The organism is [Chlorobium] sp. 445 (genome assembly GCA_002763895.1).
Classification (GTDB): Bacteria; Bacteroidota; Chlorobiia; order Chlorobiales; family Thermochlorobacteraceae; genus Thermochlorobacter.
The window spans coordinates 32,490-51,871 of the sequence record NSLH01000002.1 but is presented as its reverse complement, the minus strand read 5'-3'; the positions used below and the strand labels follow the sequence as shown (position 1 = coordinate 51,871).

Sequence of the window (19,382 nt, the reverse complement as noted above, 5' to 3'; positions counted from 1 at the left end):
CTTATCTGAACAAAAAAGGTTCCAAAATTTGGTCAAAGATACTTGGCAATACGACAAAATCAAATGTTTATACATCGCTCTTCAAGCTCCAGCGCCAACGCTATGCGCAGCAGCCTGTAAAATCAAGGGTTTTCAGCCACTCGACGATGATAGCAAATAAAAAAGGGATTGATAACTTTTCAGCATCAATCCCCTACTGATCCCCTACTGATGGGTCTTTCTCAGATACTCACCTTAAAAATCCTCTGGACGTGCCACAGCTTTGTGTTTCTTAGACATCTGCACGCTGGCAGATGCTGAACCTGCTGCAAAGGTACTGACATCGCCCACATTGCCTGTAACATAGGTATTGACAGGTACAATCGTACGCGTTGTGCCAGATACATTGATTTCAAACACGCGCCAAGCGTTGCCTGCAGCATTCGCTGGTGGCGTCGGTGGTGAAAATTCCCTTATCAGCCCAGTATTATCAAACACCTGCACAAGCGCTGGCGAATTTACAATACCTCTGAACCCATTTGCACTTTGATCAGAATAGTTGTGCACAGAATACCGATAGACCCCATCTCGAAAAGCCGCAATAGTGATGGTCTCCGGTCCATAACTGGTTATATCATCCACATCAAGTTCCACATTGCTGTTTGTCGGTCCCTTATTTGCAAAATAGCAGATGAATCGACTTGTGCCTGTGAGCGGTCCGGTCAGATAAGAATCTAAATCACGAGGATTTTCTCCCCATGTCAGCACGATGCGAAATGCACCAACAGCAGGGCGCTGCACAATCGTCGAGGGTGGTAATGACGTGGTGCCAGTTGGATTGAAGACGACATTACGAATCACTTGTGGAATAAAGCCAGACGCCCGAACGATGCAAACAAATGTGCCACTCGGTGCATTGCGAATGGTGAAATTGCCATTTGCATCAGTAATTGCACGCACAGCGGTTAGTACAATCGATGTATCTGTACCGAAATTGAAACTCACGGTAGCATTTGCAAGTCCTCGACCTGTTTGAGAGTTGAGAATTTGCCCTGATACCGTCGCTGGTCCAAGGAGCGTATCGATGCGGCGCGCATTGGCTGCAATGTTGAGCCCAGTCACTTCACGCGCAGTATAACCTGCAGCAGAAAGACGCAGCGCGTATGCACCACTTGGGATATTGCGAATCACATAACCGCCTGTGTCATTCGTGGTGGTGGTAAAAGTCGGTGAGCTTTCCCCTTGTTTGACGAGGGCAACAGTAGCATTGCGCACACCAATTTGAGATGTATTGATGACCTGACCAGTAAGTTCGCTTTGGGTGTCAACGGGGTTGTCGCTACTGCCCGAACATCCTATCCATAACGGTAGAGACAGTAACACAAAGAGCGAAAGAAAATAACGGTAGTTCATAGCTATACTCCTTACTTTTAGGTTAAACCGACACAACCACGACCTCTGATTTGGCTGTATCAGCACCACAAAGTTAAGTCTTTTTGTCTGTCAAAATGCATAAAAAGTTAATAGAATTCTAGACTTAGTCTAAGAGATACAGTTATGCATCGTGATAGACTTTGAGGACTGTATCGCGCAGTTTGGAGCCGACTGTAGAGCAAGTAAAGTAGATAGCATCTGCAAGTTCTTCTGGCTTTATCCACGACTTGTAATCCGCATTGGGCATGGAGGCGCGGTTTTGTGGTGTGTCAATAATGCTTGGGACAATAACCGATGCGCTAACACCTTTGGGATTGCCTTCAGCATTGAAGAGTTCAGCGAGACGAAACACCAGTGATTTAGACAGTCCATATGCCACTGCGTAACTGCCGTTTTTAAGATCAAGACCAGCGCGTGCGCCAATGAACACCACATTTCCGAACCCTTGCTTGAGCATCTGCTCAAAGACCGGCTTTGCTGAAAAGAACGCCGATTTGAAATTGAGCCGAAACATTTTGTCTAATGCTGCCTCATTTGTCTCTGCTAGATTCCCCTTTGCAAAGCCACCAACCAAAAAAATCCCAGCATCAATACGCTGATGCTGTGCTGCCGTACGCTTTACAAGTTCCCCTATTTGTTCTTCTTGTGTTACATCAATCGTGTGCGTTTCTGCGTCAGGATATGCTGCGAGAAATGCGGTGTTATCGTGTCCGGGTTCAAGCGTGGCGATAACATGGTAGCCTTCGCTTAGAAATTTCTTGGTTACTGCTGTGCCCAGATTCCCAGCGGCACCTGTGATAAAAGCAATTCTTTTCACAGCGGTTGCATCTTGCGCCATATCGCTTTGCGTGGCTTTTGGTTAAGTGATTGAACATAGCAGTTCCATGTCCGAATGGCATAGCTCAGCGGCGCATGGTCTGCCAAAAAATTAGGAATAAGAAACGATTGTTGAAGTTCAGAAATTTTTTCAAACTCAGTGGCTCTAACGATCTTACGAGTGCTTTCAGAGCATGCTTCAATGCATGGCGCGACAGGTAACTGGGCATCACAGACACCATTTCATCACGCTCATTGATAAACTGCAGTCGCCCAATATGCCGAAACCATCGCACAGGTGGCACATGCGGCACAATATCTTCACCAAGTACAACGCGGTATGTATTGCGCGAGAAGGGATAGGTAAGAAAGCGTTGTAGAAAATTTAGGTCACCCACGCGCGGCGAGCCAAACGTGTATAGTCCTTGCACTGGAAGCACAGTCTCACGTGTCAGTTTGTCTGCCGCAAGCGTTGCTAACGCTGCACCAAGACTGTGCCCTGTTAGCCAAATTCTGCGTGGCTTTTGCATGTAGAGTGAGGCTACATGCGCCTCCAGTTCTTGCCAGACACTCTCAATTGAGCTCAAAAATCCACGATGCACTTTTTGCTCCAGCACCATCGCTGACCGGGAAAAAATTAAAATCAGTTATCAAGTCTTGAACACTGTCCCAAAAACTTTGTAACTCTGTGCCACGAAATGCAATCAATAGTATCTGGTCTGTGTAAGCCACAAAACACCACAAACTTTCTTTTTGAAATGTCTTTACCTTTGCGCCCGTCTCATGCAATTCGGTTTCGTCAAAGACTTTCTGGATAAACTCTACATCTGCATACGCAAGCAATGCAACTTCTGCAAGCCACCATGCATTGCAGTTGTTAAAAGTCATGGCATCTGGATTGAAGCGGTGCGACTTCCAATTCTGGAAATAGTGATGCTCATAACTTGGCGGGCGCAGCGCGGCAAGTGTGCGCGGTGGCAGTGGCTTTTTCACAAGCTAAGATATTTCCAAGTAAGGTAACTCATAAAGCCTGTGCCGACTCGCAAGGCTTCTTCATCAATATCAAACTGCGTCGAGTGAATGTTATGCACAATGCCACGCGTGGCATTGCCAACACCCAACTGCCAGAATGTACCCGGACAGGCCTGTAAAAAGTAAGCAAAATCTTCTGCGCCCATAATTGGCTCAGCATGCAGTGCATTTTCTTCGCCTACATATTCTTTTGCCGCATGAAACGCAAATTCCGTCATGGTTTTGTCGTTAATGAGTACCGGGTAGCCTTTGCGAATTTCAATCTCCGCTTCTACGCCCATTGCCTTGCCTGTAAAATGGACAATATCTTTGAGACGCGCGTGTGCAAGTTCTCGGAGCGATTCGTCCATTGTGCGCAGTGTGCCCATCATGTGCACTTGATTTGGAATGATGTTCGTGGCACTGCCGCCGTGAATTGCCGTGATGCTTACCACAACTGCCGCAGAAGGTGGCATATTGCGACTGACAATCGTTTGCAGCGAGGTTACAATTTGCACCGCTGCCACAATCGGGTCACTTGCACGGTGTGGCGCTGAGCCATGTCCGCCTTTACCTTTAACGCTAATATAGAGTTCATCAGCCGCAGCCATCATCGCCCCTGCATAAAAACCAATTTTCCCGACCGGCACTTGCGGAATGCAATGCTGCCCAAACACCGCATCAGGCGGTCGATCTCTAAACACACCCTCATCTAGCATTGGCTTTGCGCCCCCCGGAATTTTTTCCTCAGACGGCTGGAAGATGAATTTGACTGTGCCTGCAAGATGACAGCGAATTGTACTTAGCACTTTAGCTACGCCTAACAACGCGGCTGTGTGCGCGTCGTGTCCGCATGCATGCATTTTGCCCTCAATCAGCGAGCGGAAATGATGCGATGTCTCTTCAGGCATAGGCAGAGCATCCATATCCGCACGCAAGGCTACAACTTTAGATTGTGCAGTTGCTCTATCGCCTTTGAGATGCGCCACGATACCTGTTTTTGCAACCCCACGCTGTACCTCGCAGCCTAAGCTTTCCAAGTACTCTGCTACAATGCCCGACGTGCGCACTTCCTCATAGGCTAATTCTGGATAGCGGTGAAAATCGCGCCGCAGTGCCACCAGCTCCTCAAAAATTTTATCCGTCTCTGCTGAAATGATACCTTTGATGGCTTCATGTGTCATCAGAGCATTTTTCTCACTCTGCATCAGAGTTACATTTTCCATGCCTTTACCAATAATCCTGTTCCACTTTGATGCGATATATGCATATCCAAGTAGTTCAACACAAATGCAACTGGATATACAACGAGATAATAAAACGGTAGGAGCGTGAAAAAAACTTGTGAGACGCCGAGCAGTTGAATCGGATACTTCATTGAAAGACGCCATGCTAAACTGCCGGGCTTGCCGTAGGTGTAGTAGGCTTCCACGCGCTGAAACCCTGCCATTTTTAATTTTTGCTCGATATCTTCAAGACTGTAGCCATCTCGCACATGTTCATCAATGAACCCATGCGTGTGTCCGTCGTGCTCTTCGTGGTCGTGATGCGCATCCGAGCCGCCTTTATCGGAGGGCGTGGAAATTAACAGCAGTCCACCTTTTTTCATAGAGTTGAAGAGGTTGCGAAATACACCGACATCATCTTCAATGTGCTCCATGACATCAATCGACAAGACAAGATCAAATGCATTAGGCTCACAGAAAGTGGTCAGATCTGCAGTTTTGAAGACAACGTTCGTTTTACCAATTGTCTGAAAAAATCGGTTGCAATCTTCTACTTGCTCAGCTTTGACATCCACAGCAAGAATTTGCCACGCTTGATTGAGATGAGAAAGAAAATAGACATACTGTCCAAAGCCAGCACCTGCATCTAAGATGCGTGCACCGTTTTGCTGCGTACTTGCCCACGCTTTGAGCTCACGGTGCACATACCAGGCACGCAAGAATAACAAATCAAGCAAACGATAAAAGACTTTACGCAGAAAGGGCGTTTTGTTAAACACCTTGCCCAGACTGCGCTTAATCGGGTCATATTGCATGCATTATGAGCGAAAAATGAAATAAACCGCTGCAAAGATACAGAGTGCAGCCCAAAGATAGTCAAGTTTGAGCGGCTGTTTTATGAAAAATACGACAAACGGCACAAAGACTATGAGCGAAATTGCTTCTTGGAGAATCTTGAGTTGTGCTACGCTATACTCTGTGAAGCCAATGCGGTTGGCCGGCACTTGAATGAGATACTCAAAGAGTGCAATAAACCAACTTACAATAGCCGCTACATACCACGCCTTACCGCTTAAGTCTTTAAGATGTCCGTACCAAGCATAGAGCATGAATAGATTTGAGATAGCAAGAAGCGTAGCGGTTTGAATGATAATCGGAATTTTCATCTACTGACTGGTGTAAAGTTGTATGTTGTAGAACTACTAGGAGCTAAACCTATGAGCATACTGAAGTGCGAATTCAACATCGTGAGCAGATGCATTTATACTGCTGCAAGTTGCTCGGAGTCTTGTACGCCCAGGGTTTCATAGATTTTGAGTGTAGCGCGTGAGCTGTTCAGCGTATAGAAATGAATGCCTTTCACGCCGTTATGCATTAAGTCTGCAACTTGCTCTGTTGCCCAGTGCACCCCGACTTTTTCTACATCCGCTTCATCCTTAACACGGTTGATAGCCCGTAAAAGTTTGGCTGGGAAACAAGTTCCAGGCGAAAGCTCCGCCATGCGGTTCATGCCGCTGCGTGTCGTAATTGGCATAATGCCCGCAATAATCGGCACACGAATGCCAGCAAGTTCGCATCGCTCGCAAAAGTCATAAAAGTAGTGATTGTCAAAAAAGAGTTGCGTAACAATGTAATCTGCACCAGCATCAACTTTCATTTTGAGGTAATCCATTTCCTTGAGCCGATTTGGCGTTGCAGGATGTCCTTCAGGAAAACCCGCTACCCCAATGCCCATGTGTGGAAAATGCATTTTGATAAATGAGACAAGTTCAGCTGCAAACTTGAAGTCTTGATGTTCTGGCGTCCAATTCGGCATATTTTTGGGCGGGTCACCTCGCAAAGCAAGAATGTTATGCACGCCATTTTCATCGTAGCGTTTGAGAATTTGATAAATCTCCTCTTTGCTTGAGCCGACAGTCGTAAGGTGAGAGACTACAGTTAGACTCGTTTCTTGCTGAATACGCACGACAAGGTTATGCGTGCGCTCCCGTGTTGTACCACCTGCGCCGTACGTGACGCTCACATAGGAGGGCTTCAGGGTCATTAAATCTGCAATCGTGTGAAAGAGCTTATCCCAATCGGCTTCCTGCTTAGGCGGGAAGAACTCAAAACTGAAAGCTGCTTTATTAGATCGCAGAATATCTTTCACTAGCATAGCGTGTCGTGCAATTGTCTGTTAGGAAAACTTAAATATACAACGCTTGTGTGCTTTAATAAAGGTCTAAATTACTCCTAAGCCAAGCAGCAGGGCAATCAGTATCAGCATTGTGGCAACAGTTCGCTGCACCCCGCGCATCGTAACTTTTTCGACCAATCTTGCACCAAGAAACGCACCTAGAAACGCAAACAAGATGCAAGACACCAGCGTCAGCACATTTTCTGAAAGTGCCGCCCATGCCAAATGATGTTGATAGACAAGCAGTCGTGAGATGTCAATCATGCACGCAATTAGGATGCCAGAGGCAAGAAATGTCTTTTTCTCTAAGTTGCATCGTAAAAGAAACATTGTCCGCAATGCTCCTTGATGCCCAGAAAGCCCACCAAAAAAACCGCTAAGTGCGCCGCCAAGCAAAAGATACTTTCGGTCAAAAGCAAAACGATCTTCACTCTCCTGAAATTCTAACAGCGCAAACACTATCATCAAAATTGCCAGTGTGAGTTTAACAACTGAAACCTCTGCATTCGTGCCAAATACTTGGTAGGTCAGAACTGGAGGCAGCGTTGAGAGTGTTGATAAGACATTTGCGCCTAAAAATGACGCAACAATTGCAGGCAAGCCAAATTTCAGCACCACTTCTTTATCGGCAAACTTGCCCAGCAGCGAGAGTTTGAAGAGATTGTTAGCAAAATGGACAACAGCTGTCATCATCACAGCAATTTCAACAGGAAAGAACAACGTGAAAGCGGGGAGAAGCAGCATGCCAAGACCAAAACCAGAGAAAAGCGTCAGAAGTGAAGCCAGAAGAGAGACGAGGGTAGGGACAATAACTTCCAATCGCTGTGCTGTTTTTTTACACTGTCAATAGTTTACAGTATCCCGCACCATTCGCTAGTGTTGTAGCTTAGGCAGGTGCGTTAGTTTCCGTAGCAGCAGTTTTTGTGCGCTTGAAAATTGGAACGGCAGCACACGCTTCGCCATACATTACCTTTTCGGCATGTTGCACCAGGTACGCTGTTACGACCATATATGCCCAAGTCGGAATCGGTGTCGACCCGCAGCCTTTGATAATGACTTTGCGGTTATCGTATTGCGACCAGTCATGCGCTTCTAATTTTTCTCGAAACACCGATTCTTTGAGAATACCATTCCACAGAAAATCTTGAATATCGAACTCAATCAATGCTTTGTTGTCCATTCTTGTGCGTTGAGTTAGTTCATGTTAGGTTGCGCATTGTCTCCAAAAACTGCGTAAAACTGCGAGTGCATGTATATTTCACGCACTTTGTCGGCAGCAACTGCAAAAGAATTGCAAACAATTTCGCGTGGAAATCCCGTAAAAAGCGAAAAAAAGAGTGCAGCACCGCTACACATTGAAATCACTTCCATAGTTAAGCCGAGTTTGATTCTTTGAAAAGTTTGTAGTGATAGTCCCCTATTTTTTCAATGCAAATAACATCCCCTGCTCTTAAGCCCGACTCCACAACCCACTTACCCGTGCCATGCATCGACTTGGATTTCTTGTGAAAACAAAACTTACCATATTCAATGTCAGTCTCAAACGACCAGCCTAAATCCGTCTCGATTTTGAGCATTTTCCCTGCTGTGCCATCTTTCTTTTGAATGGCATCACTCGGGAAGAAATCGAGCATATCAAACAAATTGATTTGTTTTTCAAAGAACCAGACGTCATCCTGCGACTTAACGGGAATTTTTCGCACTTCGCCCATTAGACTTTACAATTTTCAATACTCTTTGAGCGTTGTACTTTTTTGAATTGCCAAAAATTAAACCGAGAACGATTGACCGCAACCGCAGGTACGCTCTGCATTCGGATTGACAAAGTGGAATCCCTTGCCATTGAGACCATCTGAAAAATCAAGTTGTGTACCTGCAAGGTAAAGGAAACTCTTCATATCCACGAAGAGCTTAATGCCTTTATCCTCGAAGACTTGATCTCCCTTTCGCTCTTCATTTTCGAAGTCGAGCCCATAAGACAGCCCTGAGCAGCCGCCGCCTTTGACGCTCACGCGCAAGCCATATTCTGGACCAAGGTTTTGCTGCGCTTTGAGGCGTTTGACTTGCTCTAAAGCTTTTTCGCTAATCGTAATCATTTTCGTGCATCTCCTCAATAAAGAGAAGTCAGCGATTTGGATGCACTGACTTCTCTTGGTTAGTACTTCTCTTGGTTAGTTACAATTAAGCGTTAGCAAGTGCTTCTTGCGCCTTTTGACGCTTTGCTTCTTGCTTTTTCTTGAAGTCTGCAATCGCAGCTTTAATTGCATCTTCAGCCAGGACTGAACAGTGAATTTTCACTGGTGGCAAGTTAAGTTCTTGCACCAGTTGGGTATTTTTGATAGCGAATGCTTCATCGAGTGTCTTGCCTTTTAGCATCTCGGTTGCCAGCGATGAAGAGGCAATTGCTGAACCACAACCAAAGGTCTTGAACTTTGCATCTTCAATCACACCAGTTTCTTCATTAACCTTGATTTGAAGTTTCATCACGTCGCCACACTCTGGCGCGCCCACAAGACCTGTCCCCACATCCTCGGCATTAGGGTCTAAACTGCCGACATTGCGTGGATTGTTGTAGTGATCGATCACTTTTTCTGAGTATGCCATTTTATCCTCCGTTTGAAATTAGCTGATGTTAGATAGTTAAACTTAGTGATGCGCCCACTGCACGGACTTAAGGTCAATGCCTGCTTTCGCCATTTCATAGAGTGGCGACATCTCACGCAGACGATTGACAGCTTCGACTGTGATTTTTGCGGCGTAGTCCACTTCCTCTTCAGTCGTGAAGCGACCCAGACCGTAGCGAATTGAAGAATGTGCCAGTTCATCGCCAACTCCCAATGCCTTCAGAACATGTGAAGGCTCGAGCGAGGCTGATGTGCAGGCTGAGCCGCTTGAAACCGCCAAGCCTTTCAATCCCATAAGCAAGCCTTCGCCCTCAACATAAGCAAAACTCATGTTGAGATTGCCAGGCAAGCGACTTTCCATTGAGCCATTGACATAGACATCTTCAAGCTGCGACATGATGCTATCTTTGAGTTTATTGCGCAAGTAAGTCAGTCGCTTCATTTCAGTGGGCATCTCCTCTATAGCGATTTCTAAAGCTTTGCCCAAGCCGACAATGCCCGGCACGTTGAGCGTACCGCTGCGCATGCCTCGCTCCTGACCGCCGCCATCAATCACACCGGTCAGCTTGACACGCGGATTTTTGCGACGCACATAGAGCGCACCAATGCCTTTTGGACCATAAACTTTATGACCTGAAATTGCAAGGATATCAATCTTCATCTCATTGACATCCACAGGCACTTTGCCAACTGCTTGCACCGCATCCGTGAAGAAAAGCACACCATGCTTGCGACAAATCTCCCCAATTTCTTTCATTGGCTGAATGACACCGATTTCATTATTTGCCATCATGATTGCAACCATGATGGTCTTGTCAGTAATTGCAGCCTCAAGCTGATCGAGGTCGACTAAGCCATCAGGTTTAGGTGAAAGGTAGGTTACTGTGGCTTTACCTTCACGCTCCAAACGGTGGCATGTATCGAGCACAGCTTTGTGCTCTGTTTTCATTGTGATGATGTGGTTGCCTTTTTCGGCATACATCTCTACAGCGCCTTTGAGCGCGATGTTGTCAGATTCTGTCGCTCCACTGGTGAAAATGATTTCTTTTGCATCTGCACCGATAGCTTTGGCAACTTGCTCACGTGCTTTCTCGACAGCCTCTTCTGCTTCCCAACCGTAGCTATGATTGCGTGATGCTGCGTTACCAAATTTTTCAGTAAAGTAAGGCAGCATGGCTTCAAGGACGCGATGATCCATCGGGGTCGTCGCGTTGTTATCCATATAAATAGGTCGGCTCAAATCAAGTGCCATATTCAAATCTCCTCTCGGTAGTTTAAGGTGTTGTAAAATTAAATCGTCAAACGGCAAACTTGGGCATAAAAAAGTTACTTGAATTAAAGAATTTCAGCCACTTTTGCCTCGTCAAAAATCTCTCTAAATCGCTTCTGTATCTTCGTCAGCGGTTTTTTTACGGCGCAGCCCACGAAGGCATCGCAGCCCTCTGGATTGGTTTCGCAATCAATGAGTTGAATCGGCTCGCCAATCGCATCGGCAATTTCAGAGAACGAAATCTCCGACGCTGGCTTGTTGAGCCTATACCCTCCCTTGACCCCTTGCACAGATGTAATCAAACCTGACTTTGCCATCTGTTGCAGCGTTTTTGCAACAAGTTCAAATGGAATGTTTGTGTTTTCTGCAATCTCCTTTGCTGTAGCAACATCACCATTCTGCGTAGAGGCAATGTAGCGCACAGCAAGTAAGCCGTATTCAAACTTCTTCGTCAGCCGTAACATTCGCTCTCCTCTCTAAATTTTCTCGATAGTGTATCTCAATATTATACACTGTCTAAATAAGACTTTTTTAGTCGTATTTTGATTCAAAAAAAATTGCAAATCTCTACTATTTTCAACGACCGTAGCCACACGAAAGTTCCTGTATTTTTCAATATCCGATAAAATTTGTCGGAATTAAATTACACATTTCACACTTATTTTCAAAAATTTTTTAGAGCGATTGCACATCCTCACGGTTCTGGCGCTGTCAGTTGCTCATACAGCGCGCGTGCATTGGGATAGTTCGGCGCAAGCTCTAAGCAGCGTTTGAGCGATTCGATTGCTTTCTCAATGTGGTTTGTTTGGTAGTATGCGCCCGCCAGATTGTAGTAAGTCTGACTGTCATTTGCACCACCTAGTGTAAGGCTTTTTTCCAAGTATGGAATTGCTGCCTGTGGTTGATTTTGATAGACCAAAATTTGCCCGATCCATTTTGCGCTGTATGCTGTAGGGGCAAGCGTGTAAGCACGCTTCAAATAAGGCAGTGCATGCTCAAAGCGTTTGTATTTGATGAAAAGTTGTCCTGCTTTGCGGTAAGGCAATTCTAAGAATGGGAGTTTAGCAATAAACGAGTGTAGTTCCTGCTCTGCATTCAGGCTATCGCCTTGGCTGAAGAGAAAATCAGCCGCTGTGTAGTGCGCTTCCTCAATACTGAGGTCTTCACTTACGCAGCGCATTGCCAAAGTATCAATCACATTCTTGGGTTTGAAGGCTTGTAACAGCACATTTGGCTGACCTTTTGGGACAAAAGGATAGGTGCCTTTGAGCATGCGCAGTTTGAGGTCAGCGATAGTCTGGTCAAGCTGCGAGAGTGCGGGTGAAAACAGGATGCTGTCAAGTGTCTGTGGACTAAGCGGTTTTGGATCTGGCGGTAAAAGATGATGCTCGAGCGCAGTTTGCAGAAAATTTTCCCATCAGCTGATAGCCTTCGGCAGTAGGATGCAGATGGTCGCACATCAAGTTATTGCCAATAATGCCGTAAGGTGAGCGGCGTTCAAATTCAGCTTGAATTTCTGCGACGACGGCGCCATGTTCAGCAGCCAGTCTGCGAATGAGGTCGTTCATGGCTTCAGGGGCACGAAAGCGTAGGGCATCTAAATCTTTGGCACGCAGAAAGAGCGATCTAGCTTCTAGCGAATCGCCAGCCCGCAGTTTTTCCGTTGCACTCTTAAAGAGCGCCTCGGCATTTGGCTCTTCATTGAGTGAGACGAAGGGTGGCAAATCTTTGCAGTTTGAAACCAGCGTGCCCAAGACAACAGGCACACGCTGCGCTGACAAGGCATTAAGCATCTTGTGCATGTTGTCTTCAAATTGTTCTAATCCTTTGCGATAGATATCAGACTCAAAGCCAATTGCACTTTCTCCAATTACGCGTGCCATCAGCGTACCGTTGTCTTCGGTCTTAGATGAAACACCTAACTGTGCTAAGCTTGCCACGATGCGTTGAACTAATTGATAGAGTCGAAATTCTTGAAGTGCAAGCGTGAGATTTGTCAGAAAGCGAGAGCTGGCAAATCGCATAGAAGAGCCCACACCCAACACGCCGTAGTATTCGTTATGACCGTTGTAGAACATCACAAGGTCGGGCTGATGTTCGAGCAGCGCCAGCACAAAATCTTTTATTGTGTAAGTGCAAATGGCTGCAATGCCCAAGTTGATGACTTCTACATGGTGCTCGGGATAGAGTGCCTGTAAGGCACGCTCGATTGCCTTTGAAAATGCAACATGTGGCGGATAAGGCCAGCCTGCGGTGCTGCTTTCACCTAAGACGAAAATGCGTAAGGTATTCGGTGCTTTGACTTTAGCAAACACGTCCAGAATCGTGGATGGGGTACTACTCAGCGAGCGAAAATACTTTTTTGGAATCTCTGGATTGAGACGCAGTTGATTGCGGTTGCTTGTAAACTCAACGAAGACAGGATAGCTCTCACCAAAGTCAGCAAGGCGAAGTCCGACTTCAAACACGAGCAAGAATAGCGCAGGAATTGCCACTAGCACACCATAAAACCATGCGGGATACTTTTTCTTTGTCAAATTCTGACCTGATGCAGAAGCAGGCAATGTAGGTTTTGCCAACTTAGATTTAGATGCTGTTGATTTGGTTTTTGCCATAGCTTCGCGGTGCACTTGTAAATTCTTCACGTGCCACTTATACTGCTGTAATTTTGTGGCACAAACTAATTATGAAACTGCACTGCCTCGCGTTTTAAGTTGCGCAAGCATTCAAGAAAATTATGCCCGAAACTGTAATGTAAGAAGTTTGGGTTTGTTCTGACAGCTATGAAGATTTTAGGGCTTTCCGCCTTTTATCATGATTCTGCTGCTGCCCTCATTCAAGAGGGGCGTATTTTAGCTGCGGCGCAAGAAGAACGCTTTACGCGCAAAAAAATGACGCGAGTTTTCCTGCCCATGCCATACAGTTCTGTCTTGATTACGCAGGCACTGCACTCGATCAACTCGATGCGGTTGTTTTCTACGATAAGCCTTTGCTCAAATTCGAGCGACTTTTGGAGACTTACTATGCCTTTGCCCCCAAAGGTCTTCGGTCATTCATAGCCGCCATGCCTGTCTGGCTACGCGAGAAGATGTTTCTCAAATCACTTTTGCTGAAGGCTCTGGCAGAAGTCATGCCTTATAATCGCAAGCGCTTGAAATTACTTTTTTCGGAGCATCATCTTTCACATGCTGCAAGTGCATTTTATCCCTCACGCTTTGAGCGCGCCGCTATTCTTACAGTGGATGGTGTCGGCGAATGGGCAACTGCTTCAATTGCACTTGGGGAAGGACGAAAAATCACGACGCTTAGAGAACTGCATTTTCCGCATTCGCTTGGCTTGCTCTATTCAGCCTTCACCTACTTTTTAGGCTTTAAGGTCAACTCCGGGGAATACAAACTCATGGGGTTGGCACCGTATGGTCAGCCCAACGCCTCGGAGACACAGCGGTTTGAGCAACTCATCAAAGAGCACTTGGTTAAAATTTATGATGATGGGTCTTTGTGGTTGAACCAGAAGTATTTTACGTATGCCACAAGCCTGAAGATGATAGATGAACGCGCATGGACATCACTTTTTGGCGTACCGATGCGCAAACCAGAAGACGAGCCCACGCAGTCGCAGTGCAATCTTGCTTTGGCAATTCAGCGTGTTACAGAAGAGATTATGCTCAAAATGGCAGCTGCCGCAAAGCGACTGACTCGGGCGGAGTATCTGTGTCTGGCGGGTGGCGTGGCGCTTAACTGTGTGGCAAATGGACGACTTCTCAACAGCGGACTTTTCCGTGACCTATTTATTCAACCTGCCGCAGGTGATGCAGGCGGTGCACTAGGTGCGGCACTGGCTGCCTATCATCTTTACTTCGAACAAGAGCGCATGGTCGCGCAAACACTTGATGCGATGAACGGCGCTTATCTCGGTCCTGAATACTCTGAATTGGATGTCGAAAAAGTCATTCGCAAATATGATGCGGTTGCCAGATATTACAGCGACATTGAACAGCTCTGCCGTGATGTTGCCAAGTGGCTTGATGAAGGGAAAGTTGTAGGTTGGATGCAGGGGCGAATGGAATTTGGTCCGAGAGCTTTAGGTGCGCGCAGCATTTTAGCCGATGCACGTCATGCTGAGATGCAAAAGAAGCTCAATCTCAAAATTAAGTTTCGTGAAGGATTTCGTCCGTTTGCGCCGTCCGTCCTTGCCGAACGCGCTAGCCTGTATTTTGAACTCTATCACGATTCGCCCTACATGCTGCTGGTGCAAAATGTGCAGAGTGAACTTTGTTACGCCTTGCCCGAAAACTATCACGACTTGCCATTGAAAGACAAGCTCTACACGGTGCGCTCCGCTTTGCCTGCAATCACGCACATTGATTTTTCAGCGCGTATTCAAACCGTGCATCGTGAGACCAATCCACGCTACTGGCTCCTTCTCAAAATGTTTGAAGAACTGACCGGCTGTGCGGTGCTGCTCAACACCAGCTTCAATGTGCGAGGCGAACCTATCATTTGCACACCTGATGATGCTTACCGCTGCTTTATGCGCACGGAAATGGATATGCTGGTTATTGGCAACTATGTCTTTGACAAAATGGCGCAGTCGAAAGCAAACGTGCAAGCCCTACGCGAAGAAGTCTTTGCACCAGACTAATCGGTTGTAATCACTTTCACTCTTCAGGCTTGTTTATATCTGTGACAGGAATTTGTTGTAACTTCGCTTGAGACCATCGCCTGCGCATCAACATTGAAGTGGGAATTTGGCTCTAAGACGAGCTTGAGCTGTTGGATTAGAAACTTACTACACTTGCAAACAGTTATAGCGGCATAGATTTTTAGAGCTATGAAAAAAATTCGTGTAAGTCTCCTCAGCCGGCTTCGTCATCGCACCGCGCCAAATTCACGCTTGCGTCAAACGCTTGACAGCCTTCTGCTCTTGGAAGGGTTAGGCGTGCGTTGGTATAACCCGCTCTGGCACTTAAAGAGCGTTAAACTCTTTGCACAGCGCTTGGTGCTCACGATTCGCCGGGAACTGCGTGGCTATCAAAAGCCCGTTGCACATCCTAATCCTGAGGCAGTGATTTGTGCAGAGTTTGTTTGCCTACGCAGTATTGATGGTAAGTGTGCCAGTGCGCATTTTACTGAAGAATGTACGCAACAATGCTTTGGAATGAAGCGAACCGAACAAGGTAAGTTTGTCTCACTTTTTCAAGACCCTGATGGAAACCCAGCATGGCTTGAACTTTCTTGCCGTGATTGCAAAAAATATCTGACCGAGTGTAAAGGCATTGCTCCAAATACTGTGAATCCTCTCAAAGTGAAAGGTGTAGAAAGCCAACCACTGCCTGCCTTTGCGAAGCCGTGAGAAAAACAGCAAAAGCGGTAACTTTGTAAAAAAGCATGTAACTATGACACACACCACAGACTATCAAAGCCCAGTGCGCTGGTCGCCTGATGTTGATTGCTCACGCGAGATTAACAAAATGCTGACCCAGCCACGCAAAGTTTATGTAACGCGCAAAGTGCATTTCAATGCCGCGCATCGTTTGTTCAACCCGACGTTCTCTGACGAGAAAAACTGCGAGGTCTATGACATCTGCAATAATTTCTACGGGCATGGACATAACTATGAATTGGAAGTCACTCTCACCGGCATCGTCGATAAAGAGACAGGTTACCTCTTTGACCTCAAGATTCTCAAAAAGATTCTCGAAGAAGAAATTCTCTCCAAAGTCGACCACAAACACCTAAACTTTGACGTAGAGATGTTTCGGGATACTGTGCCGACTGCTGAAGTGATTGCTGTAGTATTCTGGGATGTCATTAGTCAAAAACTCAAAACCATGAACTTAAAAGGAGTCGACTTATATGAAGTCAGAGTCTTCGAATCCGAGCGCAACATCGTTGCCTATCGTGGGGAGTAGCCTCATGCAAGGAAAAAGTCAGAATGAGAAGCGCTTCATTTCAAATCTGCGCAATGATGACGAATATCCCTACGCCGACAGTTTTGTTGACGAAAATCAAACGATTGCCAAACTTGCTGAAAATATCAGGGAAAATCTTGGTCTTTTAGGGGAAAATCCAGATAGAGAGGGACTTTTGAAAACACCGGAGCGAGTTGCGAAAGCCTTGCTGTACCTGACTAGTGGCTACCGTTCTGACCCAAGAGAAATTCTCCTGAGCGCGGTCTTTCATGAAAAGTATGATGAGATGGTGTTGGTCAAAGACATTGAGGTCTTTTCTATGTGTGAGCATCACATGCTGCCGTTCTTTGGCAAGGCACATGTTGCCTATATCCCTAACGGGAAGATTGTTGGTCTATCCAAAATTCCGCGAGTGGTTGATGTGTATGCACGGCGCTTGCAAGTGCAAGAGCGTATGACACAGGAAATTCGCGATGTCATTGAGGAAGTTTTGGAGCCGAAAGGCGTAGCAGTGGTCGTTGAAGCCAAGCACCTTTGCATGGTGATGCGTGGTGTTGAGAAGCAAAATTCTACGACAACCACGTCGGCAATGTCAGGTGAATTTCTGAAAAACTCTGCGACACGCTCTGAGTTTATGCGCTTAATCAAATCATTCAACTAAGCTTCAGTTCATCAGTACGTGCAAGGTCTTGACGGCTTTGCTAGCAATATGCGCACAACTCAAAGAGAAAAGCCAGCATCAGCTGGCTTTTACTCTTCTTTGTACAAAGCAAGCGTTACTTTGTATTGAGCGTAAACTTGATGGGCACAGTCAGCCAGCACTTTACAGGCTTACCGTTTTGAATCGCGGGAGAATAACTTGACTGCATCACTGATGCAATTGCGGCTTCGTCAAAGATATCTGAGCCCGGATTTTTCAGGATTTGGGCTTTCTTTGGTTTGCCATCTTTATCGATTAAGACACGTAAGACCACACGTCCCTCAATGCCCGCTTTACGAGCAATTTCGGGATAAACTGGCTTAACCTGATTGACAAACTGTGGTTCTTTTTCTACAGCGACAAAGTCTGGCGGGTCAGCGTTGTCATCGACAGCGACTGCGGGACCGGATGGCGCAGCTGGTGCAACCATTTTAATCGCTTCAGAAAAGCCTGTGGAGTCTTCGCCAGTGATTGCATTCTTTTCGATAGCTTCTTTGAGTTTATTTTGATCGGCGATTGTACGCTTTGGTGGAGCTTCTTCATCCTTCACTTTTTTGATTTCACCAATGTCTGGTGCTTGTGGCGGCTTGATTGCAGCGGGCGGTGGCGGCGGTGGCGCCTTTTCATCCATTGGCGGTGGCGGTTGCAGATTTGCAATGTCAATTTTCTGAACGACAACGGGCGCATCGTCATCGCTATCATCTTTGAGCAACTCTTTGATAACGTCCCAAGTGATATAACCAAGAACCAAGCCTACAACTACGGCCACGGTCGTAAAGACGCCGCGCGCCATATAGTTATGCATCTCTTTGCGAAGAATCAGCGCGCCATAGTTAATGTTTCGATAGCGTTCTGTGTCTAAGTAATCTAACTTGATGAAGCCATTTGAACTCTGATGACCGTTGCTGTAGTCGGCTTGCGCAGCACTTGACTTAGCAGTTTCCTTTTCCATAATCTCGTTCATTGACTTTAGTTCCTCCTTCTTTTAGAGTTTTGTTTGCGGTCAGTTGTTGGCTTGGCGTCGGTTTTTGACTCTTTGTCAGCTGTTGCCTCAGAGCCAGTTGGCAGTACACCACCACTTAGTTTTTCAATTTCTTCTCTATCCTGTTCAGTAAAATCTGCAATACTGAATCGCTTATAGTTCAAAATATTAAGTTCATCTAGCACATCAACAAGATTACGATACTGGGCTTTTTTGTCAAACTTCAAGACGATAGCCATCACATCTTCACCAACGCGCTGACGAATTTTTTCACTTTCTGTTTTAAGCAGTTCACGGAACGCCGAGCTAATCGTTGGTCTACTGCCACTTTTATCATAGAGTTCAAATGGCTTAGGCTCGTCAAAGGCGATATTCCAATAGGCTTTATCACCCTCCGTAACACGAATGGTCAGCACATTGGATTCTGCTACTTTGACTTCACTCATATCTTTTGAGGGGAGGTTGACCTCCATCGTATTGGGTTTAGAAAAGGTCGTTGTCAGCATGAAGAAGGTTAGTAGCAAAAATGCCACATCGACCATCGGTGTCATATCAAGGCTAAACCCAACTCGTTTAGTCTTTTTCTTTTTGCCTTTCTTCCTTGAACTTTGTGATTCTGGTGCTGCAACACCACCGCCCATAACCGTTCTCCTTTGTTTTTAGTTTTGTGATTTTGGTAAGGCTTCAAGGCTTGTGATGAGGTTAAAGGTGGGCATGTTTGTCTTCTTAAAGGTATCCATCACAAGTTTGATGTACTGATAGTCAGCGGTAACATCAGCTTTGATAACAGGACGCAAGCGCGGTTCGGCTAGGCGCGCTTGAATCACCATTGTCTCAAGGTTGTTTGCCAGACGCTCCATATCACTGCCGTCGCCCACGTAGAAACCTTCTGCGAGGCGGAACTTGCGCGCAGAATCTTCTACTGCTGCAGCTCCCATTCCTGCTTCGCCCAGACGCTTGGCGATGTAATTATTGAAGATGCGATCGCGCGTGGGCTGTGCATCAACGCCCAAATAAACATCGCCTTTTGCGCCAACAGTAACGGTCATGATGTCGCGGTCGGGCAGCTTACGCTCTGCCGTTGCATTAGGCAAGTTGACAGGCGTAAGTTCTGGCGGACGAAAATTGCGTCGTCAGCATAAAGAACGTCAGCAAGAGAAACGCCACGTCGACCATTGGGGTCATATCTTGTTTGATGCCCGTACGTTTTGCCTTTTTAATTTTTGCCATAAACGCTCATGTTGAGATT

22 protein-coding genes and 2 pseudogenes are annotated in these 19,382 nt (G+C 46.2%); 4 read left to right on the top strand and 20 right to left on the bottom strand.

Annotated features, from left to right (window positions below; all coding sequences use genetic code 11):
- Window positions 1-234: 234 nt before the first annotated feature.
- The 17 genes from CMR00_01375 to CMR00_01295 all read right to left on the bottom strand — a co-directional run bounded on the left by CMR00_01375 (window position 235) and on the right by CMR00_01295 (window position 13,181).
- Window positions 235-1,392: a hypothetical protein gene (locus CMR00_01375; GenBank protein ID PIO49026.1), complete on the bottom strand. Its 1,158-nt coding sequence runs from the start codon at window positions 1,390-1,392 to the stop codon at window positions 235-237.
- 142 nt (window positions 1,393-1,534) lie between these two features.
- Window positions 1,535-2,251 (bottom strand): hypothetical protein, encoded by a 717-nt coding sequence (locus CMR00_01370; protein PIO49025.1) that lies wholly within the window; start codon window positions 2,249-2,251, stop codon window positions 1,535-1,537.
- Between the two features lie 64 nt (window positions 2,252-2,315).
- Window positions 2,316-2,849, bottom strand: a complete 534-nt coding sequence (locus CMR00_01365; protein ID PIO49024.1) for a hypothetical protein — start codon at window positions 2,847-2,849, stop codon at window positions 2,316-2,318.
- Complete coding sequence (locus CMR00_01360; GenBank protein ID PIO49023.1) at window positions 2,803-3,222, bottom strand: hypothetical protein; 420 nt, start codon at window positions 3,220-3,222, stop codon at window positions 2,803-2,805. Before CMR00_01360 ends, CMR00_01365 begins: the two co-directional genes overlap by 47 nt.
- A complete protein-coding gene (locus tag CMR00_01355; protein PIO49111.1) occupies window positions 3,219-4,424 on the bottom strand; it encodes an amidohydrolase in 1,206 nt (401 codons plus the stop codon). The genes CMR00_01360 and CMR00_01355 overlap by 4 nt, the downstream gene beginning before the upstream one ends.
- 29 nt (window positions 4,425-4,453) lie before the next feature.
- Complete coding sequence (locus CMR00_01350) at window positions 4,454-5,281, bottom strand: methyltransferase type 11 (GenBank protein ID PIO49022.1); 828 nt, start codon at window positions 5,279-5,281, stop codon at window positions 4,454-4,456.
- Between the two features lie 3 nt (window positions 5,282-5,284).
- Window positions 5,285-5,632, bottom strand: coding sequence for a hypothetical protein (locus CMR00_01345; GenBank protein PIO49021.1), 348 nt, complete (start codon window positions 5,630-5,632; stop codon window positions 5,285-5,287).
- Window positions 5,633-5,727: 95 nt separating this feature from the next.
- Window positions 5,728-6,621, bottom strand: coding sequence for a methylenetetrahydrofolate reductase [NAD(P)H] (gene metF, locus CMR00_01340; protein PIO49020.1), 894 nt, complete (start codon window positions 6,619-6,621; stop codon window positions 5,728-5,730).
- Window positions 6,622-6,687: 66 nt separating this feature from the next.
- Window positions 6,688-7,461: a hypothetical protein gene (locus CMR00_01335; protein PIO49019.1), complete on the bottom strand. Its 774-nt coding sequence runs from the start codon at window positions 7,459-7,461 to the stop codon at window positions 6,688-6,690.
- A 67-nt stretch (window positions 7,462-7,528) separates the two neighbouring features.
- Window positions 7,529-7,822, bottom strand: coding sequence for a hypothetical protein (locus tag CMR00_01330; protein PIO49018.1), 294 nt, complete (start codon window positions 7,820-7,822; stop codon window positions 7,529-7,531).
- Window positions 7,823-8,015: 193 nt separating this feature from the next.
- The gene (locus CMR00_01325) at window positions 8,016-8,354 is read right to left on the bottom strand and encodes a hypothetical protein (protein PIO49017.1); all 339 of its coding nucleotides are present in this window, start codon (window positions 8,352-8,354) and stop codon (window positions 8,016-8,018) included.
- A gap of 57 nt (window positions 8,355-8,411) precedes the next feature.
- Window positions 8,412-8,738 carry an iron-sulfur cluster assembly accessory protein gene (locus CMR00_01320; GenBank protein PIO49016.1) on the bottom strand — a complete coding sequence of 109 codons (327 nt, stop codon included), beginning with the start codon at window positions 8,736-8,738 and terminating at the stop codon, window positions 8,412-8,414.
- 85 nt (window positions 8,739-8,823) lie between these two features.
- Window positions 8,824-9,246 (bottom strand): Fe-S cluster assembly scaffold IscU, encoded by a 423-nt coding sequence (locus CMR00_01315; GenBank protein PIO49015.1) that lies wholly within the window; start codon window positions 9,244-9,246, stop codon window positions 8,824-8,826.
- Between the two features lie 42 nt (window positions 9,247-9,288).
- Window positions 9,289-10,518 carry an IscS subfamily cysteine desulfurase gene (locus tag CMR00_01310; protein ID PIO49014.1) on the bottom strand — a complete coding sequence of 410 codons (1,230 nt, stop codon included), beginning with the start codon at window positions 10,516-10,518 and terminating at the stop codon, window positions 9,289-9,291.
- 83 nt (window positions 10,519-10,601) lie between these two features.
- Window positions 10,602-11,000, bottom strand: a complete 399-nt coding sequence (locus CMR00_01305) for an Rrf2 family transcriptional regulator (GenBank protein PIO49013.1) — start codon at window positions 10,998-11,000, stop codon at window positions 10,602-10,604.
- Window positions 11,001-11,230: 230 nt separating this feature from the next.
- Complete coding sequence (locus CMR00_01300) at window positions 11,231-11,809, bottom strand: hypothetical protein (protein ID PIO49012.1); 579 nt, start codon at window positions 11,807-11,809, stop codon at window positions 11,231-11,233.
- A gap of 79 nt (window positions 11,810-11,888) precedes the next feature.
- Entirely contained in the window at window positions 11,889-13,181 is a 1,293-nt protein-coding gene (locus tag CMR00_01295; GenBank protein PIO49011.1) for a hypothetical protein, read from the bottom strand.
- Window positions 13,182-13,319: 138 nt separating this feature from the next.
- Here CMR00_01295 and CMR00_01290 point away from each other — a divergent pair.
- The 4 genes and pseudogenes from CMR00_01290 (at window position 13,320) to folE (ending at window position 17,112) form a co-directional block, all read left to right on the top strand.
- Window positions 13,320-15,181 (top strand): annotated as a pseudogene (locus CMR00_01290) (hypothetical protein).
- Between the two features lie 189 nt (window positions 15,182-15,370).
- On the top strand, window positions 15,371-15,892 hold the full coding sequence (locus CMR00_01285) for a hypothetical protein (protein PIO49010.1): 522 nt from the start codon (window positions 15,371-15,373) through the stop codon (window positions 15,890-15,892).
- A gap of 109 nt (window positions 15,893-16,001) precedes the next feature.
- Entirely contained in the window at window positions 16,002-16,451 is a 450-nt protein-coding gene (locus CMR00_01280; GenBank protein ID PIO49110.1) for a 6-pyruvoyl tetrahydrobiopterin synthase, read from the top strand.
- Window positions 16,452-16,455: 4 nt separating this feature from the next.
- The gene (gene folE / locus CMR00_01275) at window positions 16,456-17,112 is read left to right on the top strand and encodes a GTP cyclohydrolase I FolE (protein ID PIO49009.1); all 657 of its coding nucleotides are present in this window, start codon (window positions 16,456-16,458) and stop codon (window positions 17,110-17,112) included.
- A gap of 115 nt (window positions 17,113-17,227) precedes the next feature.
- Here the strand turns inward: folE and CMR00_01270 are convergent, their stop codons facing one another.
- The 3 genes and pseudogenes from CMR00_01270 to CMR00_01260 all read right to left on the bottom strand — a co-directional run bounded on the left by CMR00_01270 (window position 17,228) and on the right by CMR00_01260 (window position 19,363).
- Complete coding sequence (locus CMR00_01270) at window positions 17,228-18,115, bottom strand: energy transducer TonB (protein ID PIO49008.1); 888 nt, start codon at window positions 18,113-18,115, stop codon at window positions 17,228-17,230.
- A gap of 5 nt (window positions 18,116-18,120) precedes the next feature.
- Entirely contained in the window at window positions 18,121-18,774 is a 654-nt protein-coding gene (locus CMR00_01265) for a biopolymer transporter ExbD (GenBank protein PIO49007.1), read from the bottom strand.
- Window positions 18,775-18,792: 18 nt separating this feature from the next.
- Window positions 18,793-19,363: pseudogene (locus tag CMR00_01260) on the bottom strand (biopolymer transporter ExbD).
- Window positions 19,364-19,382 lie beyond the last annotated feature (19 nt).

Bases quoted from the DNA above. Each gene is read 5' to 3' on its own strand.
- CMR00_01345 (PIO49021.1), bottom strand. From the start codon at position 5,632: ATGAAAATTCCGATTATCATTCAAACCGCTACGCTTCTTGCTATCTCA.
- CMR00_01305 (PIO49013.1), bottom strand. From the start codon at position 11,000: ATGTTACGGCTGACGAAGAAGTTTGAATACGGCTTACTTGCTGTGCGC.
- CMR00_01320 (PIO49016.1), bottom strand. From the start codon at position 8,738: ATGATTACGATTAGCGAAAAAGCTTTAGAGCAAGTCAAACGCCTCAAA.
- CMR00_01350 (PIO49022.1), bottom strand. From the start codon at position 5,281: ATGCAATATGACCCGATTAAGCGCAGTCTGGGCAAGGTGTTTAACAAA.
- CMR00_01370 (PIO49025.1), bottom strand. From the start codon at position 2,251: ATGGCGCAAGATGCAACCGCTGTGAAAAGAATTGCTTTTATCACAGGT.
- metF (PIO49020.1), bottom strand. From the start codon at position 6,621: ATGCTAGTGAAAGATATTCTGCGATCTAATAAAGCAGCTTTCAGTTTT.
- CMR00_01285 (PIO49010.1), top strand. From the start codon at position 15,371: ATGAAAAAAATTCGTGTAAGTCTCCTCAGCCGGCTTCGTCATCGCACC.
- CMR00_01300 (PIO49012.1), bottom strand. From the start codon at position 11,809: ATGCTCAAAGGCACCTATCCTTTTGTCCCAAAAGGTCAGCCAAATGTG.
- CMR00_01330 (PIO49018.1), bottom strand. From the start codon at position 7,822: ATGGACAACAAAGCATTGATTGAGTTCGATATTCAAGATTTTCTGTGG.
- CMR00_01265 (PIO49007.1), bottom strand. From the start codon at position 18,774: ATGGGCGGTGGTGTTGCAGCACCAGAATCACAAAGTTCAAGGAAGAAA.
- CMR00_01375 (PIO49026.1), bottom strand. From the start codon at position 1,392: ATGAACTACCGTTATTTTCTTTCGCTCTTTGTGTTACTGTCTCTACCG.
- CMR00_01315 (PIO49015.1), bottom strand. From the start codon at position 9,246: ATGGCATACTCAGAAAAAGTGATCGATCACTACAACAATCCACGCAAT.
- CMR00_01355 (PIO49111.1), bottom strand. From the start codon at position 4,424: ATGACACATGAAGCCATCAAAGGTATCATTTCAGCAGAGACGGATAAA.
- folE (PIO49009.1), top strand. From the start codon at position 16,456: ATGCAAGGAAAAAGTCAGAATGAGAAGCGCTTCATTTCAAATCTGCGC.
- CMR00_01270 (PIO49008.1), bottom strand. From the start codon at position 18,115: ATGAACGAGATTATGGAAAAGGAAACTGCTAAGTCAAGTGCTGCGCAA.
- CMR00_01365 (PIO49024.1), bottom strand. From the start codon at position 2,849: ATGGTGCTGGAGCAAAAAGTGCATCGTGGATTTTTGAGCTCAATTGAG.
- CMR00_01310 (PIO49014.1), bottom strand. From the start codon at position 10,518: ATGGCACTTGATTTGAGCCGACCTATTTATATGGATAACAACGCGACG.
- CMR00_01325 (PIO49017.1), bottom strand. From the start codon at position 8,354: ATGGGCGAAGTGCGAAAAATTCCCGTTAAGTCGCAGGATGACGTCTGG.